We start from the raw sequence: 23613 nt of genomic DNA on the forward strand, positions 1-23613 counted from the left end.
ACCTGCGCACCAAAGCCGCCGCCGACGCCATCAAGTTCACGGTGCAGAAGCAAGCGGCCGAAACGCTGGAGCCGATGCTGGTCGCCGCCCAAAACCAGGCCGACCTGAGCTGCTCGCTGGACAACCCGGAGAATTGCGAGGCCTGCGGGTCGTAAGGGGGGTAGGGAATAGACACTAACTCGGACCGATTAGGCCGGTTACCACCTCGAAACCCCTAACTCAAAACGCCACCCGTACAAAGGGTGGCGTTTTGCTACCCCACCCCTTATGTTTGATTACCCGGTTGATTGTGGTAAAGTCAATTGGAACTGGTGCCACAGCATCAGCGTCCAGCTTGATGAGATTGAAGAGCTGTTTCACGCCCGCATCTACAAACTATTCAGTTCGTTGGAAGGTGGGCAAATGCAGGTAATGGGATTTACGAGCTACCGTAAATTCGTGGTGGTTACCTTTGAATTAATGCCTGACCGCATCGTTGTAGAGGACGTAAACCTACCTGCTGATTATGAAACCATCGAACAAGCCATCTTCGACGGGCTCGGCACCGAACCCGACTGATTTCTCCATGACCGGCAAACCCGTAGCCGAAGTAGGCAAAGGGCGCGTTGGAAAATGGATGACCGAAAAAGCCTTTTTTGAACACCTGCGCAAAGCGGGCAAACTACCGGAGCAAGCTTCCTGACCCGGTGCAGAAGCAAGCCGCCGAAACGCTGGAGCCGATGCTGGTCGCCGCCCAAAACCAGGCCGACCTGAGCTGCTCGCTGGACAACCCGGAGAATTGCGAGGCCTGCGGGTCGTAAGGGGGTAGGAAAGTGATAATTAAAAAGCGGTAATTTCTCAATTGAGAAATTACCGCTTTTTAATTATCACTAGAGCTATTCGGTTACAGACACTAGCCATTCATCGAAAGCATTTTTTTGATAGTTGAAAAGCATCTCAGCAAAAACATCTTTATCATGTAAGTAAAAAGCATGTCTTATTTGAGTTATTGGATTCAGCGAGTTGCCATTGTTTAATTTTTGAAATTCTTGGTAAAGGGTTACAGTTTTCAGTTCATTGTTGATGATGTTTATGAACTCAGCCGTGGTAAGCATTGAATTCATTTTGTTGATTTGAGATAAAAACTCATCTGTCTTATTAGGAGTACATTTGAAACCTATGAAACTAGACTCAACGATTTGTTGAAAGTTGAAAACATCAAGTAGACTGCTTTGAGTTGACTTCGTAAAGGTCAGGGCTGCATTAGATGCAGCCGTCTCTAAGAGGTCAGTTTCCCTTTTCACTCTCAAAAATTCATTATCTGCAATTTCAAAAAGTGCAGCTAATCTGTTGATACTTCTTTTCAACTCCGCTGGCAGATGGCTTTTCTTATACTTTATCTTATGGTCTAATACACTCCAAGCGTCTTGAATTATGGAACGTATTTGAACTTCAAATCGGAAGCCGTGAATGTCTTGGTATTCCGGCAAAAAACTTCTGACGGAATTTAATTTTAAATCAAGGTGAAGTCCGCGATAACCAAACTGGTTATCGGTGTTATCTAGTAATCCGCTCTTGTCAGTTTCATCAATTGCATCAAAATGACTTTTCAAAAGTTTGCCAATTGGTTCTATGTCCGAATTATAAAGGCAAACAACTCGTACTCCTATAATATCAGTGATATAATCTTTGATTTCAAAATCAACGCCTTCTGCTTCAACCTTCTTTAAGTACTTTTCTCTGAATTTATCGATGCATCCCCTTTCATCTTTGACTCGATAAGTGACAGCTTGTAGGTTGTACTGAGATGAAGCTAAAGACTTTATCAATGAATTGTAAGCTTCTCCTGCTCCATTTAAGAGCATGAAATTGGCGTGATAGAATTCTGAAAACGCCCTGTATTTTCCTTCAAAGTCCATGAGACAGAAAAAAAGTGTTAACAATCAAGCAATGATAAGAAAAAAATTTGAGGCTGTGCTTTATCCTTTGTTTGGGCGATTGTTGCTTATCATTGCTTCATCATCAATTTTTCAAAAGTAGGAACGATGGATAAGATTTGGGTATTGGCACTAATAACACTTATTTATTTTACCTTCCGCTTTGCAAGTAAAGGGGGTGAAGGTGCGTTTAAAAAAGTGATTGGGACATATATAATTTGGGCATTTGTCAACCTCGTACTTCTGGTGTCTTCCAGTAGGAGTGGAAGTGATTTCTGGCCTTTTGATGGCTTGGAGTGGGTGAATGAGTACGATTTTAGTGAGTTTCTTGTCTATGTCGGCGGGCCACTAGTATACATTTACGCTCGGCGGTTCTTCGCGAACAGCAAAGAATAACTGTCACCCCCGCCGCCTTCGCCCCGGTAGCGGCTGGTTTGGTTTCGGGGGGTAGGCGGGCGGGGTGCCGGGCGTATCTTCGCTACATGGAAACCCCGGCCTCGGCGGCGCACCCGCGCATCACCATTGACCCCAACATCTGCCACGGGCAGCCCACGGTGCGCGGCCTGCGCTACCCAGTGCAAAACGTGCTGGAGTACCTGGCTTCCGGCATGAGCGAGGCCGAGATTCTGGCCGACTATGAAGACCTGGAAGCCGAGGACCTGCGCGCCTGCCAGGCCTACGCGGCCGATATTTTGCAAGTGCGCTCCATCTACCGGCTGGCTTCGTGAGTCAGGCCGAGCCGCTGCGGGTGCTGGTCGATGCGCAGCTACCGAGGCAGTTGGCGCGCTTTCTGGCGTTTCACGCGGGCTACGACAGCCTGCACACGCTTGATTTGCCCGCCGCCAACCGCACGCAAGACGGCAGCATCAACCGTTTCTCGATGGCAGAGCGGCGAATAGTCATCACCAAAGACGCGGATTTTGTCAACAGCTTCCTGCTGCACGGACAGCCCTACAAGCTGCTCCTGATTTCGACTGGCAACATCAGCACCCCCGACCTGCTGGAGCTGTTTCGCAAGTTTCTGCCGCAACTCACGAGGCTGCTGACTCATCATTCTTACGTGGAATTGTCGCGGACTTTACTGGTCACACATCGGTGAGCAACGCCCCGCTGCCTTCGCCCCGGTAGCGGCTGGTTTGGTTTCGGGGGGTAGGGGCCGGGCGGGGCTTACAGAAGTCCAGGCTTCTATAAAGCCTAGGAGCCGGCCCACAATCGTGGGCCGCGACCTCGGCGTGCGGGCTTACTGCGCACGAATGGGGGCGGGCAGCTAGTTGGCATAGGTCGAGGCCCGGGAAAGGAAGCAAGGAGCGTCAGCTTATAGAAGCCCGTCCACACCTGCGGGGAGGCTGAAATAAAGGAAAGTAGCTCGGATACGGCTGAGTCTGGCGCGCGAGTTGCTCTAGTTGAGCAGCTACTCACTTATTCCTTTTACTCTATGAGTCCCATTAGTACCGTCGCTTCGCCGCTCGCCGCCGTTTCTGCTCCCAAACCGCCCAAAGCGGGCAAGGTCTCGCTGCCCAACGGCCAGCCGGAGCTGGCCGCGCTGGCCGAAGCCGCCGCCGTCGCCTGGGCGGCCTCGGCCCTGCCGGCGCTGCTCTGGTGCTCCAAGGCGCAGCTCACCCAGATGGCCGCCGCCTACCTGGCCAGCCTCGGCACCGCCGACCTGGCCGCCGACCCGCTCAGCAGCACCGCCCAGCGCCTGCGCGCCCTCGACCAGGAAGTGGGCGCCAGCCTCAAATTCGTGAAGAACTACCTGCTGGAAGAGTTCGGCAAGGCCGGCGCCAAGGCCCACTACGAGGAGTTTGGCATTCAGGCGGCGGGGGGCACGCTGCCCACGGCGCGCCCGGCCCGCGCCGCCAGCCTCAGCAAGCTGCTGGCCGCCCTCAAAACCTACAAGCTCGACCAGAACAAGTACGGCGCCGCCTACTGGCAGCCCCTGGCCGCCGAATACGCCCAACTGGCCCAGGAATCCAGCACCATCCGCCAGACGGCCGCCGGGGAGGTCGGCACCAAAAACCAGCAGGAAAAGCCCTTGCGCCAAGTGCTGCGGGCGCTGCGCCTCAGCATCCGCGCCAACTTCCCCGACACCTTCGCCGCCGAGCAGCGCCGGTTTGGCTTCCTGGCCGAGAGCTTTTAGGCCGGCTCGCCAGCTTCTTGAGCGCGCCAGCCGCTGCCGTTTCGGCGGCGGCTGGTTTGGTTTTGGGGGGTAGGCGGGCGGGGAGGTGTTCGTATCTTAGCCGCATGGCAACGCCAATTTCACTTGCTCACCCGCGTATCACCCGCGACTACGATATCTGCCACGGACAGGATGTAGTGCGCGGCTTGCGCTATCCGGTGTGGTCGGTACTGGAATACCTGTCCTCTGGCATGAGCGAAGCCGAAATCCTAGCCGACTACGAAGACCTGGAAGCGGAAGACTTGCGCGCCTGCCAAGCCTATGCGGCGGCGATTCTGAAAAAGATAAGCCATACTCTGGCCGGCGATGGGACCCGGCGGGCGGTGACGAAACAAGAAATGTTGGCACACCTGATAAAAACCGGAAAGGTGCCGCCGGGTACGGTTTTAGACGAAAAAGGCCAGCTGCCCAAGCCGCAATAAGTTTGCGCCGGGCACCTTCGTCTTGTTAATCACCGCTCACTTACTGGACCGCCCATGAACTCCTTCGCTGAATTAGATATCGTGCAGTTGCGAAATGCGCACCCCGAGTATAGTTTGCGTGCCGGCGCGCGGGGTACGGTCGTGCTGGTGCACCGGCAGGGCGAAGCCTACGAGGTAGAGTTTATGCAGCCCGATGGCTTTACGCAGGCGGTGCTGACGCTGCCGGCCGCCGAACTAGCAACGTCAGCGGCGCAAGTGGTCGGTCAAGCGGCATAATTGAATTGTAACCATTATATCGCCTATATCGCCCAGCCGCTGCCACCCCGGTAGCGGCTGGTTTGGGTTTGGGGGGTAGGGGCCGGGCTGTAACTTGCCGCCCCTATGAAATCCATTCCCTTCGCGCAATACGTGGCGTTGCTCAAGCTGCTGGGCCTGGAATACGTGCGCACAATCGGCAGTCATCAGCACTGGGACTTTCCGAAAGGCTCGGGCAAGGCGCTGCTGCGGACGCTGACCCTGCGCGACAAAGACAAGGACATTCCGGTGCTGCACATGCTTACCAATCTGGCAGCGCTGGAAGCGTCGGGCGTAACAACCAAAGCGGAGTTTGAGCAGTTGCTGGCGGCGCAGCAAAACCCGAAAGCCTCCAAAGCGCAACGCAGGCGGCGTCAGGATGAAGGGCAATAAAAAACGGCTGCCTCTGCGGAGGCAGCCGTTACGGGCAAAGAGTGGAGCGACTAATTAATCAGGCTGGCAGCAGCACTTGCTCGGTCAGGATGCGGCGGCTGTGGGCGGGGCGGTTCAGGACTTCGATGGGCAGGCGCGGGGGCTCGTACACGGGGGTAGGCTTCTTGACCAGCCGCCAGCCCAGCGCGAGCAGCAGCCGGTCGAGGGTGCCGCGCTCGGCGGTGTCCTGAATAAAAAATTGCAAGGCTTCTTCAAAGGCCGCTTCGGCTTCGGCTTCGGTGTCGCCGTAGGACGAGAGTTCCAAGGCCGGGCAGTAAGCCACGTATTGGCCAGTATCGTCATCAAGTACGAGTAGCACCTCTACTTCGGCTTGGGTGAATCGGCCTTGCGGGGCGGCGGTGAGCGTAGTCATAGAATGCCTGAAGAGTAGTAGGCAGCGAAGATACAGACGAGTGTCAGGCTTGCCAACGCTAACGAAAAAGGCTCCGTTCTCCCTACATGAATTTCCCAAGTGGCACTTGGGCGTTCGGGAGCTACAGAGCCTTTTTGCGATAATTGCCCCGGTTGGTACAACCGAGGACTTTGTCGTGGCCCACGGAGGGCTACAAGGCCCAGGCAAGTCACGGGGCAAATGTACGCGGCGGGCTGCTTTGAGGTTCCTGCCTTGCTTATGATGGTTATGCTGCTAGGCGGGGGTAGTCGAGCTGCCGGGCAGCGTACTGAAGCGCCGCTTGCAGGTCTTCCGCTTCGAGGTCGGGCATTTCGGCCAGAATCTGCTCGGCGCTGAGGCCGGCGGCGAAGAGCTGGAGCACGTCGGCCACGCGGATGCGCATCCCGCGGATGCAGGGCCGGCCGCCACACTGGCGCGGGTTCGTGGTGATGCGGGAGGCTAAGCTTTCCATGTGGTTGAGGTACGGGCGGGCTCAAAAGGTCGCTGCCGGGTTGGTAGCGGCTGGTTCGAGTTTGGGAGTAGCTTGCAGCATGAACCAGCAGGTATTTCTTTCTCTTTTGTTGGGTTTCCTGTTAGGGACAAGCAGCGCCACAGCTCAAACCGGAAACGCTAGCTTACAAGAGCTAACCGCAAAGCCGAGTTATACGCCGAAAGGCGGAATTGTGCCCGATGCTGCTACCGCTATCAGGATAGCCGAAGCGGTATGGCTGCCCATCTACGGCAAAAGAGTCTTGGACGAAAAGCCTTTTCAAGCTAGGCTAATCAATAAGGAAGTTTGGGTTGTGGAGGGCACCTTGGCCAAAGGCTTAGAAGGCGGAGTCGCTTATATCGAAATAAGCAGGCGGGATGGCCGCGTTTTGGAAGTTACCCACGGCAAGTAGTAGCCAGCCCATCACGTTCTGCCGCTGCCGCCCCGGTAGCGGCTGGTTTGATTTCGGGGGTAGAGGCAGGGCGCGAGGCAGGGCTCATTTAACTATCTTCCAGTAGCTTCCCGCCTGAGTACCGGTACGAGGCAGGTAACTCCCTAGTAGCTTATGAAATCAAATCCCTTTCGCGTTGTCAGTCTCGGCGCCCTTAGTGCCGTGGCGCTGCTAAGCGGCGGCGCCCAGCGGGCCCCTACCCCCTCGGCAACCTACGAAGTCGTGATTAACCACGTGAATGTGGTCGACGTGGTGAGCGGCCGGGTGCTGCCCGACCAAGTAGTGGCCCTGGCCGGGGGCCGGATTGCGCGGGTCGGACCGGCGGCGGGGGCGCGGCTGGTGGCCCGGCAAACCGTGGACGGGCGCGGGCGCTACCTGCTGCCGGGCCTCTGGGACATGCACGTGCACTTCCGGGGCGGCGACAGCCTGGCGGCGGCCAACCAGAAGCTGCTGCCGCTGTTTCTGGCCCACGGCATCACGACGGTGCGCGACGCGGGCGGCGACCTGACGCCGAGCATCCGGCAGTGGCAGGCGCAGTTGGAGGCGGGCCGGCTGGCCGGGCCGCGCATCTTCACGTCGGGGCCCAAGATTGACGGGCCGGAGGCTTACTGGCCCGGCTCGCTCGAAGTCGAGACGCCCGCCCAAATCAGCCGGGCGCTAGACTCGCTGCAACGGCTGAAGGTCGATTACGTGAAGATTTATGACAGCAAGATTTCGGGCGCGGCCTTCCTGGGCACCATTGCCGAGGCCGAGCGGCGGGGCCTGAAAACGACTGGCCACATGCCCTACTCCGTGACGCTGGGCGAGGCCGTGCGGCAAGGCCTCGACGCCACGGAGCACCTGTACTATGTCTTCAAGGCCTGCTCCGGCCAGGAAGACAGCCTCACGGCGCTGGTGCAGGCCAGCCTGAAAACGCCCAAGCCGCTAGGGCTGTTTGCCATGCTGCCGGCCGTGTACGATACCTACCGCCCGGCTGCGGCGGCGCGCATCTTTCGGCTCATGGCCGCGCGCGGCACGGCCGTCGTGCCCACACTTTTCATCGGCCAAACCCTGGCCCGGCTGCCGGATAATGACCACGCGAGGGATACGCTGCGGGCCTACATCGACCCGCGGATTCAGGCCACGTATGCCCGGCGGCTGGCCAGCGCCCGCCAGCAGTCGGCCGCGGCCCGCGCCTTCACCCGAAAGCTGGAAACCAAGTTTCTGAGCCTGGTGCCGCAGATGCAGGCGGCGGGCGTCACGGTGCTGGCCGGCTCCGACAGCGGGGCGTTTAACTCCTATGTGTATCCCGGCGCCTCGCTGCAAGAGGAACTCGTGCTGCTCGTGCAAGCCGGCCTGACGCCCGTCCAGGCCCTGCGCGCCGCGACCATCAACGGCGCCCGGTTTATGGGCGTGGATGCGCGCTCCGGCACCATCGCGGCGGGCAAGGACGCTGATTTGCTGCTCCTGACGGCTAACCCCTTGCAAGACATTGCCAACATCAGGAAAATATCAGCCGTGGTTTCGCGGGGCAAGGTGTACTCGGCGCCGCAGCTGGCGGCGATGCTGCGGGCCGTTAAGAATTAAATAAGAGTTAAAAATTGTAGTTCGTAGCCGCTTGGCCTGTCATGTCATTTATCCCTACCCCCCATCACGCGGTGCCGGTGCTCGACACGGCCCGCCTGTGCCTGCGCGGCTACCAGCCCGGCGACTTCGCCGCCTGGGCAGCCATGTGGCAGGACCCGGATTTTTACCGCTACACCACTGGCGTGCCGCTCCCGGCCGAAGATGCCTGGTTTCGGCTGCTGCGCACCATCGGCCACTGGACCCTGCTGGGCTACGGCTTCTGGGCCGTGGAGGAAAAGGCCAGCGGCCACTTCATCGGCTCGGTGGGCTTCGCTGATTTTCAGCGGGATATCCAGCCCCCGATTGGGGCGGCGCCGGAAATGGGTTGGGTGCTGGCCTCCGGCACCCACGGCCAGGGCTACGCCAGCGAGGCCGTGGCCGCCGCCCTGGCCTGGGGCGAGGCGCACTTCGGGCCGGGCCGCATCGTGTGCCTGATTCATCCCGAGAATGCCGCCTCGCTGCGCGTGGCCGCCAAATTCGGCTTCCGCCAATATGCCCAAACCACTTACCACGATGCGCCCGGTGTGCTGCTGGAGCGCACCGGCCAAGGCCCGGCGGCGGGCTAGGCGGGGGCCAGACGCGGTAGACTCAGCAGAAGAAATCAGCGCCCGGCATCCGATTCCCTACCCCCCGGCGGCGGGCAAATGCAGCCCCGCGCCGGCCAGCAGCGTAGAAGGCGGGAAATTCACCTTTCTCCCTTCGCTCATGCACTATCGCTCCGTGTTTCTCGCCGGCCTGCTCGTAGCCGCCGGTCCTGCTCAACTGGTTTGGGCGCAAGCGGCTCAGACCGCTGAGCCACCTGCTACGGCCGCGGCCAATGGGCTGCCCGCGCGCCCTACCCCCTTCAAATTTGTGAATGACCAGGGCAGCCTGCTGAGTTCGGCCAACGCGAAGCAGCTCGAAAGCGGCCTGCGCAAATACGCCGACGAAACCGGCACGCAGGTGGTCGTCGTGACCGTGCCCACGCTGGGCGGGCGCGAGGTAGCCGACTACGGCCGGGCCTTGGGCAACGCCTGGGGGGTAGGGCAGCGCGGCAAAAACAACGGCGTCGTGGTGCTCATCGCCGGCAAGGAGCGCAAAGTCACCATTCAGGCTGGCAGCGGGCTCGCCGACCGCGTGACGCCTGCTGTGGTGCAGCAGGTCATTGGCCAGCAGTTTGGGCCGAACTTCAAGCAGGGCAACTACTTCGCCGGTTTGCGCAAAGGCCTGAGCACTCTGATGCTGGCTGCCAACCCCAGCACCAACCCGCGTAGGGACGCTGCCGGCACGGCCGCGGGCGCCACTGGCGCAGTCGGGGCAGCGGGCGCGACGGGGCCGGAACTGAACGCCGAAGGCAACGGACCGGCCCTGTCGTCGGGGCAGGAGCCGGTGAGCAGCGGCGGGGGTGGGCTGGTCACGCCGCCCGCGCCGGCCGAGCCCTCCGGGCCGGGCTTTGGCACACTGGCGCTAGGCGCGCTAGGCATTGGCGGACTTATCTGGCTGCTGATGAAGCTATTCCGGCGCAACCAGACGCCTACGGCCGGCAACGCGGCCGGCGGCGTCCCTAATATGAACTCCAATCAACCCAATTTCAACCCCAACCAGCCCAACCGCCCCGGTGGCGGGGCCCCCAACTTCCTGCCTAACCAAGGACAGCAGCAGGGCGGCAACTATGGCCCTAACAATGGCCCCGGCTACAATAATGGTCCGGGCATGATGGGCGGGGGCGGTGGTGGCCTGATGGGCGGCGGCATGGGCGGAATGCTGGCCACGGGCGCGGCGGCGGCAGCCGGCGCCTACCTCGGCAATCGCATGGCGGGCGGCGGGCAGGAGCACGTGGGCGGCAATGAGCTGGGCGGTCAGCAGCAGGCCGGGCTCGGTGGGGGCCTTGGCGCCGGCGCGGCGGGGGTAGGCGGCGCGGGCCTGGGCGCGGGCGCCGCCGCTGGCGACGACTACTTTGCTAACCGCGACGGTGGGGCAACCGGTGGAGCCGGCGAAGCCGACTACTTCTCCGATGACAATAGCGCGGCCGACAGCGGCAATGACTACTTCTCCGACGACAGCGGCTCGTCGTCTTATGACGATATGTCGTCTGGCGACAGCGGCGGCGGGGGCTTCGATGGCGGCGGGGGCGACGACAGCGGCTCGTTCTAACGGCTCCGTTAGCCTGCTGTAGAGCTATCTATACTTGCCAGCCGTCCTCATGTAGGGCGGCTGGCTTGTTTATGAAGGGCCGGCCAAGCCAGCTAACTTGGTGTTCTGAAATGTCTGAGATAAGTTTTTTCGGCCCTCGTGGTATGCAGGATATGGCGCCGCTCAACTGGTATGAGCCTTCTTACTTGTTGGCAGGGACCCCACGGCAGCGGGCGGCCTACCACGCCCTGCGGCGGCTCGGTATCTGGCTGACTCTCGGCGCCTTTCAGCCCGTCTTGGTGGGCACTATTCCGCTCGGAATTGACATTGCAACCAGTGACCTGGACGTGATATGTGCGGTACATCCGGACCAGTTGCCCCAGTTTGAACGGCTACTGCGGCAGCACTACGGGCGGCTGCCGGGCTTTCAACTCGCGCGCGCTACCGGCCGCACCCAAGATTCACTAGTGAGCAATTTTCGGTTTGGCGGCTTTGAAATAGAGGTTTTTGGGCAGGATTTGCCAACCGACCAGCAGAATGCGTTTCGGCATCTGGTAGTAGAGCAAGCGCTGTTGCAAGCCGGTGGCGCCGCCTGGCGCCAAGCCGTGCGCGGCCTCAAGCAGCGGGGCCTGAAAACCGAGCCCGCGTTCGCCCAGTTACTCGGCCTCACTGGCAACCCCTACGAGGCCCTGCTGACGCTGGAAAACCACACGCCGGCCGAGCTTGCTGCCCGGCTGGCGGGCCTGCCACTGCCATCATCCTTATTTTAAGGCTGCTCCTGGTTTAGACTGGAAGAACACTTTCGGCAGGTAGTTCTGAGGGAGAAGCCTGTGCGGCGCAGCCGTTAGTAAGCAAGTGATTCTCTGGGGAATACTGGCAACCGCACTACGCTCACCGCTGATTCTCCAGCGTCTCGTAAGGCACGGGCTCTTCGACGTTCATGGTTTTCGGAAAGGAGAGAAAGTGCGTGACCTGCGGCGGCTCGGAGCCGGCGTGAAACTGCCGCACCTGGGCCTCGATGGCGGCATCTTCCTGGGTAAAGCGGTGGTGCTGGCGCTCGTGCTCGCCCCAGGTAGCGACGTAGAAAAACTCGGTGATGCGCGTGGGCTGGGCCACGTCGGCGTAGAGACCGGCGCGTAGGGCGCCATCGCGCAAGCGCAGGCGCGTGAGCTGGGCCGCTGCCTGGTGGAAGGCGGACTGGTCGGCCAAAGCCACCTCGTAGGTTATCATCACCACCACGGGGCCGTCGTCGGGGTCGATGTGGTCGGTCGGGTCGTCGCCGGCCACCTCCGGGTCCGACCAGCTGGCGGCGGGCGCCAGGTTGAGGCTTTCGGCCGGGCGCAGGGGGTAGGGAATGGCCAAAAGCAGGCTCAGGGCCATCCAGGCCGCCGCGCCCAGCAAAGCCAGCGGCAGGCTGCCGCGGTCGGCCACTTCGCCCCAGGCCACGCTGCCCAAGGAAAGGCCCGCCTGAAAGACCAGCATGTAGAGGCTGATGACCCGCGCCTGCACCCACTTGGGCACGTGCAGCTGCACGGTGGTGCTGAAGCTGGTCATCACCATGAGCCAGGCAATGCCCGAGACGAAGAGCACGGGGTAGAGCCACGGCACGCTCGTGACCAGGGCCAGACTCAGGTTGGTGCCCACGAACACCGCCGAGCCCAGCAGCACCCGCTGATTGACGTTGAGCCGCGAGCCGACCCGCCCCATCAGAAAGGCGCCCGCCACCGCGCCCGCCCCCAGCCACGAGAGCAGCACGCCGTAGTGCCCGGAGCTGAGGTGCAACTGCCGAGCCGCCACCACCGAGAGCAGCGCCCACATGGCGCTGGCTCCGAACGAAAACGCGAACGTGCGCCCCAGCACCGCCTGCACCGCCGGCGCGAACTGCACGTAGCGCAGCCCGGCCCGCAGCGCCCCAATGAAGTGCTCAGCCGGGCCGCTGGTTTCCAGCGGCTGCCGCTGCCAGGCATAGAGCACCGCCCAGGTGCCCAGAAACGAGAGCCCATTGAGCAAAAACACCCAGCCCGGCGAGTAGTAGGCAATCAGCAGCCCGCCCACGGCCGGCCCGATGGCGCGGGCAATGTTGTTGCTGACCCATTCAGCGTGATGGCCGAGGGCAGCACCGCCCGCGGCACCAGTTCCGTGACCACCGATTGCCAGATGGGCCCATTGAGCGCCGCGCCCATGCCTAGCAGAAACGTGAAGCCCAGCACGCCCAGCGCCGAGATTTCGCCCAGCAAGGTGAGCGCGCCCAGCCCCGCGGCCACTACGGCCATGAATGCCTGCGTCCAAAGCAGCAGCCGGCGCCTATCGAGCAAATCGGCCAGCGCGCCGGCCGGCATACTCAGCAAAAAGGCCGGCAGGCTGGTGGCGGCCTGCATCAGAGCCACGAGCAGGGCCGAGGTGGTGAGCGTCGTGACCAGCCACACGCCGGCCACGTTCTGCATCCAGGTGCCGATGTTCGACACCACTGACGCCAGCCAGATGGCCCGGAACAGGCCGTAGGTGAAGGGCGTGAGCAGCGTGAGGCGCGCGGCGGCAGGGGTAGGGGCAGCGGTAGTGGGCGACGACAAGGGGGTAGGAAATTAAGGAAAGTTAAGAGTTGAGAGGTAAGAGATAAGAGGGAAAGGCGGTCATGCAGAGCGCAGCGAAGCATCTCGCGCGGGAAAGTAATCCAGATGTCAGAACAACGATTGGATTACTACCCCACACGAGATGCTTCGCTGTGCTCAGCATGACGTTGCTTTTCATTGAGTACTTCCCCAAGCGAGATGCTTCGACTTCGCTTCGCTCGCGCTCTGCATGACCGCCTCTTTAACTTTTAACTCTCAACTTTTAACTTTCTCCCGCCGCGGCTTGGCCCGCTCATACTGCACGGGCCAGGGCAGAGCTTCGTCGGCCTCCAGCTGGTGGGCGGCGTGCAGCGGAAAGTACGGCTGGCGCAGCTCCTCGCGGGCCAGCAGCACAAGGTCGGCCTGGCCGCGGGCCACGATTTCCTCGCAGTGCGCGGCATCGGTAAGCAGGCCCACGGCGCCCACGGGCAGGCCGGTTTCGTGGCGGATGCGGGCGGCAAACTCGACCTGGTAGCCGGGGCTGAGCGGGATGTCGGCCTTGGCCACGTTGCCGCCCGTCGAGCAATCCAGCAGGTCCACGCCTTCGTTTTTGAGCAGCTTGGCTAGCTCAATTGATTCTTCGACGGTCCAGCCGCCGGGCGTCCAGTCGGTGGTGGAGAGGCGCACGAACAAGGGCAGGTGCTCGGGCCACACCGCCCGCACGGCGGCCACGGTTTCGCGCAACAGCCGGATGCGGTTCTCGAACGAGCCGCCGTAGGCATCGGTCCGCTGATTGCTGAGCGGCGACAAGAACTCGTGCAGCAGGTAGCCGTGCGCGGCGTGAATCTCCGCCACCTGAAAGCCCGCCGCCAGCGCCCGCCGCGCGGCGGCCTGGAAGTCAGCTTTCACTTTCTCAATGCCGGCCGCCTCCAGCGCCCGCGGCGGCGGATAGTTATCGGCAAACGCCACCGCGCTCGGACCGACCACCGGCCAGCCACCTTCGGTTTCGGGCACCAGCCCATTGCCTTTCCAGGGTGCCAGCGTACTGGCCTTGCGCCCAGCGTGGGCCAGCTGAATGCCCGGCGCGCAGCCCTGCGCGGCAATGAAATCATTTATTCTTTTCAGAAACTCGACGTGCTCATCCTGCCAGATGCCGAGGTCGTCGGGCGAGATGCGGCCTTCGGGCGAGATGGCGGCGGCTTCGCTAATAATGAGGCCGGCGCCGCCCACGGCGCGCGAGCCCAAATGCACCAGGTGCCAGTCGGTAGCGAAGCCGTCGACGCTGCTGTACTGGCACATGGGCGAGACGACGAGGCGGTTGCGCAAGGTCAGGCCGCGCAGATTATAGGGTTCAAAGAGCGTTGACATGGAAGGAGGGGGTAGGGAAAGCGGAGCGCCGGATAGCAATCCAGCTTAACCCGCTTCCGGCGGCGCGGGTTGCAAGGGCCGCAGCTGCCGGCACGAGCATCCATTCCCTACCCCCTCTGCTAATGCCAAGCGGCCTGCCGCCCCACCCGTTTCGGGAGAGCAGCAGGCCGCTTTATTAGCACTGAGTTGCTTGCGTTTATTATTGTTGCTGCCGGTACGGTGAGCGACGCTACTGCTCTTTTACAAATTGACCCTGCGCATCAAACAACACATGTTTGGGCCGCCGGCCGATGGCAATCTCGGCGTTATATTGAGGGCCCTGATCAGCCAGCGTCATCTGCGTAACGCCAATTAGGCGATGGCCAGGGTAATTCTTGGTGATATAAGCCAGCGCGGCCGGCGGCAGCGCGCTAATGGGGGTCGCATTGGCCGCCGACGCGGGGGTAGGGGCCGCCCCGAAACGGGCTATTCTGGCAGCTAACTCGCGCACGGCGGCTGAATTCTCATTTTGCACAGTTGTGATAACTGCCGTCTTGCCGCCCTCGTGGAAAAGCTGCCGGGCGGTGTCGCCCCTGAAGACTTCAATTCGGGCAATTGAGAGGGGATTAAGTTGCCCGACCGTGGCTTTATTGCTGAGCTGCCCATCGAGGTAGTACGCTTTGGCGTCGGTTTGGGCTTGCGCGCTAGGAGCCAGAACGGTGCTCATACCGAGCGTGAGGGCCAGCAGCGGCGCCAGCAGCAGGTAGCGGGCGGCTTGCCCGGTAGGGGTTGGGGGTTGGTTAAGCATGAGAATGCGGGTTTTGAGGGGTGAAAAAAGAAACGAAGTGGTCAGGGCGGGCACGGCGCCGGCCTGCGCCAGCCGCAGCAGGCTGAGCTGATAGGCGCGGCGGCTGAGCGCGCCGCCGCGCAGGGCGTGGCGGTCGGCCAGGTATTCGAGGTTGGTGAGCACGGCGCGGCGCAGCCCCCAGGCGGCGGGGTTAGGCCAGGCCAGGCAGCTCAGCAGCTGGCTCAGCAGCACATCCAGCGTGTGCCATTGCCGCACGTGGGCCTGCTCGTGGCGGAGCACGGCGGCTAGCTCGGTGGGCGTCAGGCCGTTGGGATTCAAGTAAATAGCTTGCCAGAACGAGCACGGCCCGGTGGCCAGGCTCACTTCGCGGTAGGCCAGGCCGTGGTGCGCGGCCGGGCGGCTGGCCCGGTGCAGGCGGCGTAGGGCCAGCCCTTGCAGCAGCAGACGCGCCAGCAGCGCGGTGGCGCCGGTGGCGTACAAGACCAGCAGGCCGGTTTGCCAATCGAAACCAGTGGCCGCCGCCGCGGCCGGCACGGCGGCGGGCGCCGCCAGCCACCGCCCGGCCAGCACTGGCGCCAGCGCCTGCGTTGGTGCCCACCACGCCGGGACGACCGGCAGCGCCGGCCCCAGCGCCGCCACGCCCAGCGCCAGCAACAGATACGCCCGGTTCAGCCCGAAAAACGTCAGTCTGCGCAGCAGCAGCCAGCCCGCCGCGAAGAGAAGCAGAATCAGATTCGCTTGCAGCAGGTAGAGCAAGGCGGCACTCATGACTGGGGCGCTTTGGCCTCGTGGTCCGCTGCCTGCTCGCCCTCGTCAATCAGCCGCAGGATGTCGCGCAGGTCGTCGGCGCTGATTTTTTCTTCCTTGGCGAAGAAGGAAACTAGCTCCTTGTAGGAGTTTTGGAAGTGCTGCCGCACCAAGGTACCCAGCGAGCGGCGCTGGTAGTCATCGGCCCCCACCAGGGCCGTGAAGCGGTAGGAGTTGCCGAGCTTTTCGCCTCGCACGTAGCCCTTGCGAGCCAGGTTGCGCAAGGTCGAGGCCAGCGTGGTGTAGGGGGGGCGCGGCGCCGGCAGGTGGGCCAGCAGCTCTTTGACAAAGCCGCCGCCGGCCTGCCAGACAGCGCGCAAAGCTGCTTCTTCGGGGGGAGTGAGGGGTTCCATAAGGCAAATCTACGATTATTTCGTAAATGTACGAATATTTCGTAGAATTGGTACGCTTCGCTGGAAAAACAAATTTCCTACCCCCTGCTTTTCAAACAAACCCTGGCGAGCTGCGGGCTGCCTCAAGCGCGTGAGGTGCCCTTTAAATCCCAGTGGCTGTGGATGACCTGCTGGCCGTCAGGCCCGCCGCGCTTGATGGTGCGCACGTAGCGCTGGCCGGCAATGTGGCCATCGGGCTGGCGCCGGCCGATGAACAGCGTCACGGGTTCGCCGGCCGCGTTGGTCACGAAGGTGATGTCGTGGCCCTTGAACCGGTCGGCTATGGTGGCGGAGGGCTCGTAGAGTTTGCTGAGCTTCTCGGCGAGTTGCGGGTGCAGCGGCATGGCGGCGAAGGAGGGGGGTAGGGAATATCGGCCGGCCCGTAGCGTCGTAGCTTTCGCTTTGCGTATTGCGGGACAGCCAACCGGTAGTTTGCGCCACGATACGCGAAGCAAGAGCTTGGCGCTATCTCAAGCCTCCTAAACGCACCCGCCGGCCCGGCCGATTAGGATTTAACCAAAACGGAATTATCTTGCCGCCGCATTCGCCGCTTATTATGTTCTCGACGCGCTACTTTTTCGGCTTTTATTACTTCGGCTTCCAGCCCTAGAACGAGCCGCCGTGTAGCTTCCGCCCAAGCAATCAGACCAGCGCCCTCGTTCATCGGGAGGCGCTTTTTTCATGTCCTTGCCAGCCCCATTTCCCTACCCCCCTCATGCCCGCCAACGTCGCCATCCAGGGTTTTCGCGGCAGCTTCCACGAAGTGGCGGCCCGCCAGTATTTCGGCGCGGCGCCGGCGCTGCTGCCCTGTGCCACCTTCGGGGCTGTGGTAGCCGGCGTGCTGAGCGGCGCGGCCGATGCCGGGCTGATGGCCATCGAGAACTCGCTGGTGGGCAGCATCATGCCCAACTTTGCGCTGTTGGAGCGGGCCGCGCTGCGCATCAGTGGTGAGGTGTACCTACCCATTCAGCAGCACCTGCTGGCTTTGCCCGGCACCACGCTCGCCGACGTGCAGGCCGTGCACTCGCACCCGATGGCTTTGCGCCAGTGCGGCGGCTTCCTGGGCCAGCACCCGCACTGGCAGCTAATCGAAACCGACGACACCGGCCACAGCGCCGAGCGGCTGGCCCAGGCCCAAACCCCCGCCGTGGCCGTGGTGGCCGGCCGCCAGGCGGCCGAGCTGTTTGGCCTGGCGGTGCTCGTGCCCGACATCCACGACGACCCGCTCAACTACACCCGCTTTCTGGTGCTGGAGCGCCAGCTGCCGGCGTCCGACCCGGCCTCCGGCGCCAACAAGGCCTCGCTTTATTTCTACACCCCGCACCAGCCCGGCAGCCTGGCGCGGGTGCTCACCGAGGTGGCCCGGCACGGCCTCAACCTGAGCAAGCTGGAGTCGGTGCCGCGCCTGGGCCAGCCCTGGCACTACGCTTTCCACGCCGACGTCGAGTTTGAGGAGCCGACGCAGTTTGCGGCCCTGCTCACGGCGCTGCCGCAGTACACGGAAGCGCTGCGCGTGCTCGGCACCTACTGGCGGGGAATTATGAATGAAGAATGAGCAAGAAGAACGAAGACTGAACCGAAAGGCGGTCATGCTTCGCAAGCTCAGCATGACGTTCTTCTTATCCCCAATCAACTCCCTGCCATGAACGTCCCCGTTGCCACCCGCCTGGCCCACACCGGCGAGTACTATTTCTCCCGCAAGCTGCGCGAGCTGGCCGCGCTCAACGCGGCGGGCGCCAACATCATCAGCCTCGGTATCGGCAGCCCCGACCTGCCGCCGCACCCCAGCGTGACGGCCGCCCTCGCGGCCACGGCGGCGCAGCCCGGCGCCCACGGCTACCAGGGCTACCAGGGCACGCCCGCGCTGCGCCAGGCGATGGCCGATTTCTACCAGTGCCACTACGGCGTGGCGCTGGACCCGGCCGGCGAGGTCCTACCCCTGCTGGGCTCGAAAGAGGGCCTCATGCACGTGGCGATGACGTTTCTCGACGCCGGCGACGCTGTGCTCATCCCCAATCCCGGCTACCCCACTTACCGCGCCGTGGCCGAAATCAGCGGCGCCGAAGTGCGCGAATATGACCTGACCGCCGTCACCGGCTGGCTGCCCGACCTCGACGCCTTAGCCCAAACCGACCTGGTGAAGGTGAAGCTGATGTTCGTGAATTATCCGCACATGCCGACCGGCACGGCAGCGAGCCCGGCGTTTCTGGCGCGGCTCGTGGCCTTTGCCAGGGCGCACGAGATTCTGCTGATTCACGACAATCCCTACGGCTTCATCCTGAACGAGACGCCACCGGTGAGCCTGCTGGCCGTGCCCGGCGCCCGCGACGTGGCCCTGGAGCTGAACTCGCTCAGCAAGTCGCACAACCTGGCCGGCTGGCGCGTCGGAATGCTGGTGGGCCGCGCCGATTTACTGGCCGCCGTGCTGCGCTTCAAGAGCAACATGGACTCGGGCATGTTCCTGGGCGTGCAGCAGGCGGCCGTGGTGGCGCTGGCGCTGGGCGCCGACTGGTTTGAAGAATTGAACGCCACCTACCGCGCCCGCCGCGCGCTGGTGCTGGCGCTGCTGCGCGCCCTGGGCTGCCAGCCCGAACCCGGCCAAACCGGCCTCTTCATCTGGGCCGCCGTGCCGCCCGAATATGCCGATGGCTATGCCCTGAACGATGCCGTGCTGGCTCAGGCGCGGGCGTTTATCACGCCGGGCGGCATCTTCGGCAGCAACGGCCTGGGCTACGTGCGCGCCAGCCTCTGCCAGCCGGAAGCGGTGCTGCGCGAGGCGCTGGAACGAGTGGAGGAAATGCAGAAAGAACGTCATGCTGAACGCAGTGAAGCATCTCGCTGGGATACCTAATCTAAATGATTGAACAACGATTGGATTACTACTGCCCGCGAGATGCTTCACTGCGTTCAGCATGACCACCTTTTTAACTCATAACTCACCATGACCATCACCATCATCGGCCTGGGCCTCATCGGCGGCTCGCTGGCGCTGAGCTTGCGCCAGCACGGCCTGGCCCGGCGTCTGCTCGGCGTCGAGCAAAGCCCGGCCCACGCGCGCCGCGCCCTGGAGCTGGGCCTAGTTGATGCGCTTGAAACTGACCTGCCCGCCGCTGTGCGCCAGGCTGATTTAATCGTCGTGGCCGTGCCGATGGATGCGCTGCTCACGGTGCTGCCGGCGGTGCTGGATACCCTCACGCCGCCGCAGGTCGTCATCGACGTGGGCTCGACCAAAGCGGCGCTGCTGGCCGCCGTGGCCGGCCACCCGCGCCGGGGCCGCTTCGTGGCTGTGCACCCGATGGCCGGCACTGAGCATTCTGGTCCCGACGCGGCCGTAGCCGGCCTTTTTGAGGGCAAGACGGCCGTTATCTGCGATACGGCGGCCTCCGACGCTGACGCCGTGCAGCTGGTCGAGCGCCTGCTGCGGAGCTTAGCCATGCGGCTTATCTACCTCGACGCCGCGGCTCACGACTTGCACACGGCCTACGTCTCGCATATTTCCCACATTAGCTCGTTCGCGCTGGCCCTCACTGTCTTAGAGAAGGAAAAGGAAGAGCAGCGCATCTTTGATTTAGCTTCCGGCGGCTTCGAGTCGACGGTGCGCCTGGCCAAGAGCGCGCCCGCCACCTGGGTGCCCATCTTCCGCCAAAACCGCCTCAACGTGCTTGACGTGCTCGACGAGCACCTACATCAGCTGCACAAACTGCGCGCGCTGCTGGCCGGGGAGGATTACGAGGGCCTGGCGGGCCAGATTCAGGCCGCCAATCATATCAGCAAGATTTTGCCGTGAATGGCATTGTCAATCCCTACCCCCTCCCGGTCATGCTCATCTGGCGTCCGCCTGCGAAGCATCCTATCACGCCTGAACAAACCCAGAACGGTTGACTACTGCGTCGTTCGGCGGGGACAAGATGCTTCGCGAGGCTCAGCATGACCGGCGATTTTAACTCCTGACTTTTAACTCATAATTCATAACTCCAAACCCCATGTTCCGCGACTTATTCAACCGCCAGCCCAACGACAAGCCCTTTCTCATCTCGGGCCCGTGCTCGGCCGAAACCGAGGACCAGGTGCTCGACACCTGCCAGCGCCTGGCCGCCACCGGCAAGGTGCAGGCCCTGCGCGCCGGCATTTGGAAGCCCCGCACCAAGCCCGGCGGCTTCGAGGGGGTAGGGGCCAAAGGCCTGCCCTGGCTCAAGAAAGCCTCTGAGCTGACCGGCCTGCCGGTGGCCGTGGAAGTTGCCACGGCCAAGCACGTCGAGGACTGCCTGCACTTCGGGGTCGACTTGCTCTGGGTGGGCGCCCGCACCACCGGCAACCCGTTTTCGGTGCAGGAAATCGCCAACTCGCTGCGCGGCGTCGAGATTCCAGTCCTGGTCAAAAACCCCACTCACGCCGAGCTGGAGCTGTGGATGGGCGCCGTCGAGCGTTTGCAAGGCGTGGGTTTGAAACAAGTCGGGCTGATTCACCGCGGCTTCGCCTCCTACGGCAACACCGACTTTCGCAACGCGCCGATGTGGCACCTGCCCATCGAGATGAAGCGCCGCCTACCCCACCTGCCCATCCTCAACGACCCCAGCCACATCTGCGGGCGCCGCGACACGCTCTTCGCCGTGGCCCAGCAGGCTCTGAACCTGGACTTTGACGGGACGATGATTGAGAGCCACCGCGACCCCGACAACGCCTGGAGCGACGCCAAGCAGCAAATCACGCCCGAAGTGCTCGGCCAGCTCATCCACGACCTGGTCTGGCGCCACGAGAGCACCGACAAAAAGGAATTTGTAACCGCCCTGGCCAGCCTGCGTGAGCAAATCAACCAACTCGACGCCGAGGTGATGCAGCTGCTGGGCCGCCGCATGGGCATCGCCGAGAAAATCGGCCAGTATAAAAAGGAAAATGACATCACCATCCTGCAAACCGCCCGCTGGAACGAAGTTTTGGAGCGCAGCCAGCGCCAGGGTGCCCAGGTTGGCCTGACGGCCGGGTTCGTGGAGCAGTACCTGGCCGCCGTACACCTGGAGTCGATTACGCGGCAGAACCGGGTGATGGAAGAGTAGTGCCGTAGGGTGCGGGGCTCGTCCCCGCCCAGCGTCCGCGCCATAGGAATGCCGCATAGTATAGGCAAAGCAGTTGGCGTGATGCGGCGCGCACGCCGGGCGGGGGCAAGCCCCGCACCCCACGCGGCATTAACCCTTGATAAAACAATATGGAAATCCCTACTCCCCTCGCCGTACTCACCGCCAGCCTGTTGCTCAGCCTCAACGTCCAGGCCCAGCCGGAACTGCCGGCCTCGCCCGCTACCGTGGCCTGGGGCTACTACGACGCGGCGGCCGTGCCCGTACTGCGCATCAAGTCGGGCCAGACGGTGCGGGTGCACACGCTCATCACCTCCAGCCCTACCCGGCTCGAAGGCGCGGGGGTGGCCCCAGCGCAGGTTGAGCAGTCCTTGCGCGACATCCACGCGCAGGTGACCAATAAGGGGCCGGGCGGCCACATTCTCACCGGCCCCATCTTCATCGAGGACGCCGCGCCCGGCGACGTGCTGGAAGTGCGCATTAAGAAAGTTGACCTGGCCATTCCCTACGCCTACAACGCGTTTGGGCCCACCAGCGGCTTTATTCCCGCTGATTTTCCCTACGCCAAAATGAAGATTATTCCGCTGGATAAGAAGCGGATGCAGGCGCACTTCGCGCCCGGAATTGACATTCCGCTACGGCCGTTTTTTGGCAGCATGGGCGTGGCGCCGCCCGTGGCGGCGGGCCGCGTCAACAGCGCACCACCCGGCATTCACGGCGGCAACCTGGATAACAAGGAGCTGGTGGCGGGCACGGTGCTGTATCTGCCGGTGCACGTGCCGGGGGCCTTATTTTTCGTCGGCGACGGCCACGCCGGGCAAGGCAACGGCGAAGTCGACATCACGGCCCTGGAAACCTCGCTCACCGGCCGCCTGGAATTCATCGTCCGCAAAGACCTGCACCTGACGGTGCCCCGTGCCGAAACCCCCACCGCCTACATCAGCATGGGCCTCAACGAAGACCTGACGCTGGCTGCCCAGCAGGCCGTGCGCGAGATGATAGACTTTCTGGTTCAAACCAAGGGCCTGAGCCGCGACGATGCCTACATGTTGTGCAGCGTGGCCGCCGACCTCACCGCCACGCAGGTGGTCGACGGCACTCGCGGAGCCCACATGGTGCTGCCCAAGACCATTTTCACCAAGGCGAAAAAATAGAATGGCGCCTCGGCCGGGGGGTGAGTTATGAGTTAAAAAGGAACGTCATGCAGAGCGTAAGCGAAGCATCTCGCGTGAGTAGTAATCCAATCGTTCAGCCATTTAGATTACTACCCCACGCGAGATGCTTCGCTTACGCTCTGCATGACGTTCCTTTTTAACTCATAACTTTTTCCTGGCCTACCAGGCTCGCCTACTGCCAGATAACCGGCAGGCCTGCGCCGGGGCCCAGCAGCGGGTCGGTGGCGGGCCGCGGCAGGGCCGCGATGTTCTGGTCGGTTTGGGGCCGCTCGCCGGGCAGGCCGCGGTTGAGGTCCCAGGAGCGCCCGTCAGGATAGGCGCCCACGATGCCCAGGCCCTGGCTGCCCAGATTCTTGTGCCCTACCCCCGCCGGAATGATGATAATATCGCCGGCCTGCACGGCGACTTTCTGCCCCGCTTCGCCGCCCAGGTGCAGTAGCGCCGCGCCCGCGTACACGCCCAGCACCTCATGCGACGTGCTGTGGTAGTGGTGAAACGAGTACACGCCGTTGCGCCACGAGTTCGTCCAGTTGTGCTGGGCAAACCGCTGCTCCAGCCAGGCGGCCCCGGCGTCGGCGCGGGCCGCGAAGGCCTGCCGGTACAGCAGCAGGGGGTAGGGACTGTTGGGAATCGTCCCGCCGTCTTTAAAAAAGAGCTTTTCCGGCTGCATAGGGCGCAGGTGGGGTAGGGCGGCGTAGGTCAGGCCGATGGAGCCCAAGCTGACGGGGGCCAGGCTAAGGAGGAAATTTCGCCGTTTCATACGCTGGGTTGGGAGGGAGAGCGAAGGGATACTACGAATTTCGCCCCGACTGAGTGGCGTCCCCGGCCGGCTGCCAAGACAAGCTTGTCTTACCAATGAGGAAGACGCTCCGTTCGGGGCGCCTTTTTGGTTTTCACCCAATTCTTACTCCCTACCCCCCTGCCGGCGCTTACCTTTGGCCCAAGCGCGTCGGTAAGTCCCTCAGTCGATGGTAGCCCTTGAAAAAGGGAAACCCCGGCTGCGGAAACAGTCGGGGTTTCAGAAGTGGGGGTTTCAGTGCAACCCTAACTTCATCTCCAATGAACAGGGACAGCGCGAAAAAACTACTGCGCAAGGTTGGCTCGCCACTCTTGCTGGAGTTTTTGAAGGGCGTGGTTAAAGCTGTGGGCTTTTTCCTTGCCACTCATTTGCTCC

At 62.4% G+C, this 23613-nt stretch carries 25 protein-coding genes and 1 pseudogene; 17 read left to right on the forward strand and 9 right to left on the reverse strand.

The features are described from left to right. The first annotated feature begins 267 nt into the window (after window positions 1-267). Entirely contained in the window at window positions 268-558 is a 291-nt protein-coding gene (locus ACFE70_RS08090) for a hypothetical protein (RefSeq protein ID WP_375417225.1), read from the forward strand. A 317-nt stretch (window positions 559-875) separates the two neighbouring features. Here ACFE70_RS08090 and ACFE70_RS08095 read toward each other — a convergent pair whose 3' ends face one another. Next, window positions 876-1898 carry a GTP pyrophosphokinase family protein gene (locus ACFE70_RS08095; RefSeq protein WP_375417226.1) on the reverse strand — a complete coding sequence of 341 codons (1023 nt, stop codon included), beginning with the start codon at window positions 1896-1898 and terminating at the stop codon, window positions 876-878. A gap of 500 nt (window positions 1899-2398) precedes the next feature. Between ACFE70_RS08095 and ACFE70_RS08100 the strand changes: the two genes are divergently transcribed. The 6 genes from ACFE70_RS08100 (at window position 2399) to ACFE70_RS08125 (ending at window position 5201) form a co-directional block, all read left to right on the forward strand. Beyond that, window positions 2399-2644: a DUF433 domain-containing protein gene (locus tag ACFE70_RS08100; protein WP_375417227.1), complete on the forward strand. Its 246-nt coding sequence runs from the start codon at window positions 2399-2401 to the stop codon at window positions 2642-2644. Continuing rightward, complete coding sequence (locus ACFE70_RS08105) at window positions 2641-3015, forward strand: DUF5615 family PIN-like protein (protein WP_375417228.1); 375 nt, start codon at window positions 2641-2643, stop codon at window positions 3013-3015. The genes ACFE70_RS08100 and ACFE70_RS08105 overlap by 4 nt, the downstream gene beginning before the upstream one ends. 336 nt (window positions 3016-3351) lie before the next feature. Then, window positions 3352-4053, forward strand: coding sequence for a hypothetical protein (locus tag ACFE70_RS08110; protein ID WP_375417229.1), 702 nt, complete (start codon window positions 3352-3354; stop codon window positions 4051-4053). A 104-nt stretch (window positions 4054-4157) separates the two neighbouring features. Further along, window positions 4158-4514 (forward strand): DUF433 domain-containing protein, encoded by a 357-nt coding sequence (locus tag ACFE70_RS08115; RefSeq protein ID WP_375417230.1) that lies wholly within the window; start codon window positions 4158-4160, stop codon window positions 4512-4514. 54 nt (window positions 4515-4568) lie between these two features. Further along, entirely contained in the window at window positions 4569-4790 is a 222-nt protein-coding gene (locus tag ACFE70_RS08120) for a DUF4926 domain-containing protein (RefSeq protein WP_375417231.1), read from the forward strand. A gap of 105 nt (window positions 4791-4895) precedes the next feature. Next, entirely contained in the window at window positions 4896-5201 is a 306-nt protein-coding gene (locus ACFE70_RS08125) for a hypothetical protein (RefSeq protein WP_375417232.1), read from the forward strand. Window positions 5202-5259: 58 nt separating this feature from the next. On the opposite strand, the gene ACFE70_RS08130 is transcribed toward ACFE70_RS08125, so the two are convergent. Both ACFE70_RS08130 and ACFE70_RS08135 read right to left on the reverse strand, forming a co-directional pair. Beyond that, window positions 5260-5613: a hypothetical protein gene (locus ACFE70_RS08130; protein WP_375417233.1), complete on the reverse strand. Its 354-nt coding sequence runs from the start codon at window positions 5611-5613 to the stop codon at window positions 5260-5262. A gap of 265 nt (window positions 5614-5878) precedes the next feature. Further along, window positions 5879-6103, reverse strand: a complete 225-nt coding sequence (locus tag ACFE70_RS08135) for a DUF433 domain-containing protein (RefSeq protein ID WP_375417234.1) — start codon at window positions 6101-6103, stop codon at window positions 5879-5881. A gap of 79 nt (window positions 6104-6182) precedes the next feature. On the opposite strand from ACFE70_RS08135, the gene ACFE70_RS08140 reads away from it, so the two are divergent. The 5 genes from ACFE70_RS08140 to ACFE70_RS08160 all read left to right on the forward strand — a co-directional run bounded on the left by ACFE70_RS08140 (window position 6183) and on the right by ACFE70_RS08160 (window position 11059). Next, window positions 6183-6533, forward strand: coding sequence for a YbbC/YhhH family protein (locus ACFE70_RS08140; protein ID WP_375417235.1), 351 nt, complete (start codon window positions 6183-6185; stop codon window positions 6531-6533). Between the two features lie 153 nt (window positions 6534-6686). Then, window positions 6687-8138: an amidohydrolase family protein gene (locus ACFE70_RS08145; RefSeq protein WP_375417236.1), complete on the forward strand. Its 1452-nt coding sequence runs from the start codon at window positions 6687-6689 to the stop codon at window positions 8136-8138. Between the two features lie 41 nt (window positions 8139-8179). Beyond that, complete coding sequence (locus ACFE70_RS08150) at window positions 8180-8743, forward strand: GNAT family N-acetyltransferase (RefSeq protein ID WP_375417237.1); 564 nt, start codon at window positions 8180-8182, stop codon at window positions 8741-8743. Between the two features lie 139 nt (window positions 8744-8882). Further along, window positions 8883-10310, forward strand: a complete 1428-nt coding sequence (locus tag ACFE70_RS08155; RefSeq protein WP_375417238.1) for a TPM domain-containing protein — start codon at window positions 8883-8885, stop codon at window positions 10308-10310. A gap of 188 nt (window positions 10311-10498) precedes the next feature. Then, a complete protein-coding gene (locus ACFE70_RS08160; RefSeq protein WP_375417239.1) occupies window positions 10499-11059 on the forward strand; it encodes a DUF4269 domain-containing protein in 561 nt (186 codons plus the stop codon). 121 nt (window positions 11060-11180) lie between these two features. On the opposite strand, the pseudogene ACFE70_RS08165 reads toward ACFE70_RS08160, so the two are convergent. The 5 genes and pseudogenes from ACFE70_RS08165 to ACFE70_RS08185 all read right to left on the reverse strand — a co-directional run bounded on the left by ACFE70_RS08165 (window position 11181) and on the right by ACFE70_RS08185 (window position 16536). Continuing rightward, a pseudogene (locus tag ACFE70_RS08165) lies at window positions 11181-12733 on the reverse strand (MFS transporter). Between the two features lie 381 nt (window positions 12734-13114). Further along, entirely contained in the window at window positions 13115-14206 is a 1092-nt protein-coding gene (locus ACFE70_RS08170; RefSeq protein WP_375417240.1) for an NADH:flavin oxidoreductase/NADH oxidase, read from the reverse strand. Window positions 14207-14435: 229 nt separating this feature from the next. After that, window positions 14436-15761, reverse strand: a complete 1326-nt coding sequence (locus tag ACFE70_RS08175) for a M56 family metallopeptidase (protein WP_375417241.1) — start codon at window positions 15759-15761, stop codon at window positions 14436-14438. After that, window positions 15758-16153, reverse strand: coding sequence for a BlaI/MecI/CopY family transcriptional regulator (locus ACFE70_RS08180; RefSeq protein ID WP_375417242.1), 396 nt, complete (start codon window positions 16151-16153; stop codon window positions 15758-15760). Before ACFE70_RS08180 ends, ACFE70_RS08175 begins: the two co-directional genes overlap by 4 nt. A gap of 122 nt (window positions 16154-16275) precedes the next feature. Further along, on the reverse strand, window positions 16276-16536 hold the full coding sequence (locus tag ACFE70_RS08185; protein ID WP_375417243.1) for a hypothetical protein: 261 nt from the start codon (window positions 16534-16536) through the stop codon (window positions 16276-16278). A 371-nt stretch (window positions 16537-16907) separates the two neighbouring features. On the opposite strand from ACFE70_RS08185, the gene ACFE70_RS08190 reads away from it, so the two are divergent. From ACFE70_RS08190 to ACFE70_RS08210, 5 genes are all read left to right on the forward strand, one after another. Further along, complete coding sequence (locus ACFE70_RS08190) at window positions 16908-17747, forward strand: prephenate dehydratase (RefSeq protein ID WP_375417244.1); 840 nt, start codon at window positions 16908-16910, stop codon at window positions 17745-17747. Between the two features lie 87 nt (window positions 17748-17834). Continuing rightward, window positions 17835-19043: a pyridoxal phosphate-dependent aminotransferase gene (locus ACFE70_RS08195; RefSeq protein ID WP_375417245.1), complete on the forward strand. Its 1209-nt coding sequence runs from the start codon at window positions 17835-17837 to the stop codon at window positions 19041-19043. A gap of 90 nt (window positions 19044-19133) precedes the next feature. Next, entirely contained in the window at window positions 19134-19979 is an 846-nt protein-coding gene (locus ACFE70_RS08200; protein ID WP_375417246.1) for a prephenate dehydrogenase, read from the forward strand. Between the two features lie 196 nt (window positions 19980-20175). Beyond that, window positions 20176-21246, forward strand: a complete 1071-nt coding sequence (locus ACFE70_RS08205; RefSeq protein ID WP_375417247.1) for a chorismate mutase — start codon at window positions 20176-20178, stop codon at window positions 21244-21246. A 149-nt stretch (window positions 21247-21395) separates the two neighbouring features. Further along, on the forward strand, window positions 21396-22418 hold the full coding sequence (locus ACFE70_RS08210) for an acetamidase/formamidase family protein (protein WP_375417248.1): 1023 nt from the start codon (window positions 21396-21398) through the stop codon (window positions 22416-22418). 193 nt (window positions 22419-22611) lie between these two features. On the opposite strand, the gene ACFE70_RS08215 is transcribed toward ACFE70_RS08210, so the two are convergent. Beyond that, the gene (locus ACFE70_RS08215; RefSeq protein ID WP_375417249.1) at window positions 22612-23199 is read right to left on the reverse strand and encodes a cupin domain-containing protein; all 588 of its coding nucleotides are present in this window, start codon (window positions 23197-23199) and stop codon (window positions 22612-22614) included. Window positions 23200-23613 lie beyond the last annotated feature (414 nt).

The organism is uncultured Hymenobacter sp. (assembly GCF_964243305.1).
Classification (GTDB): domain Bacteria; phylum Bacteroidota; class Bacteroidia; order Cytophagales; family Hymenobacteraceae; genus Hymenobacter.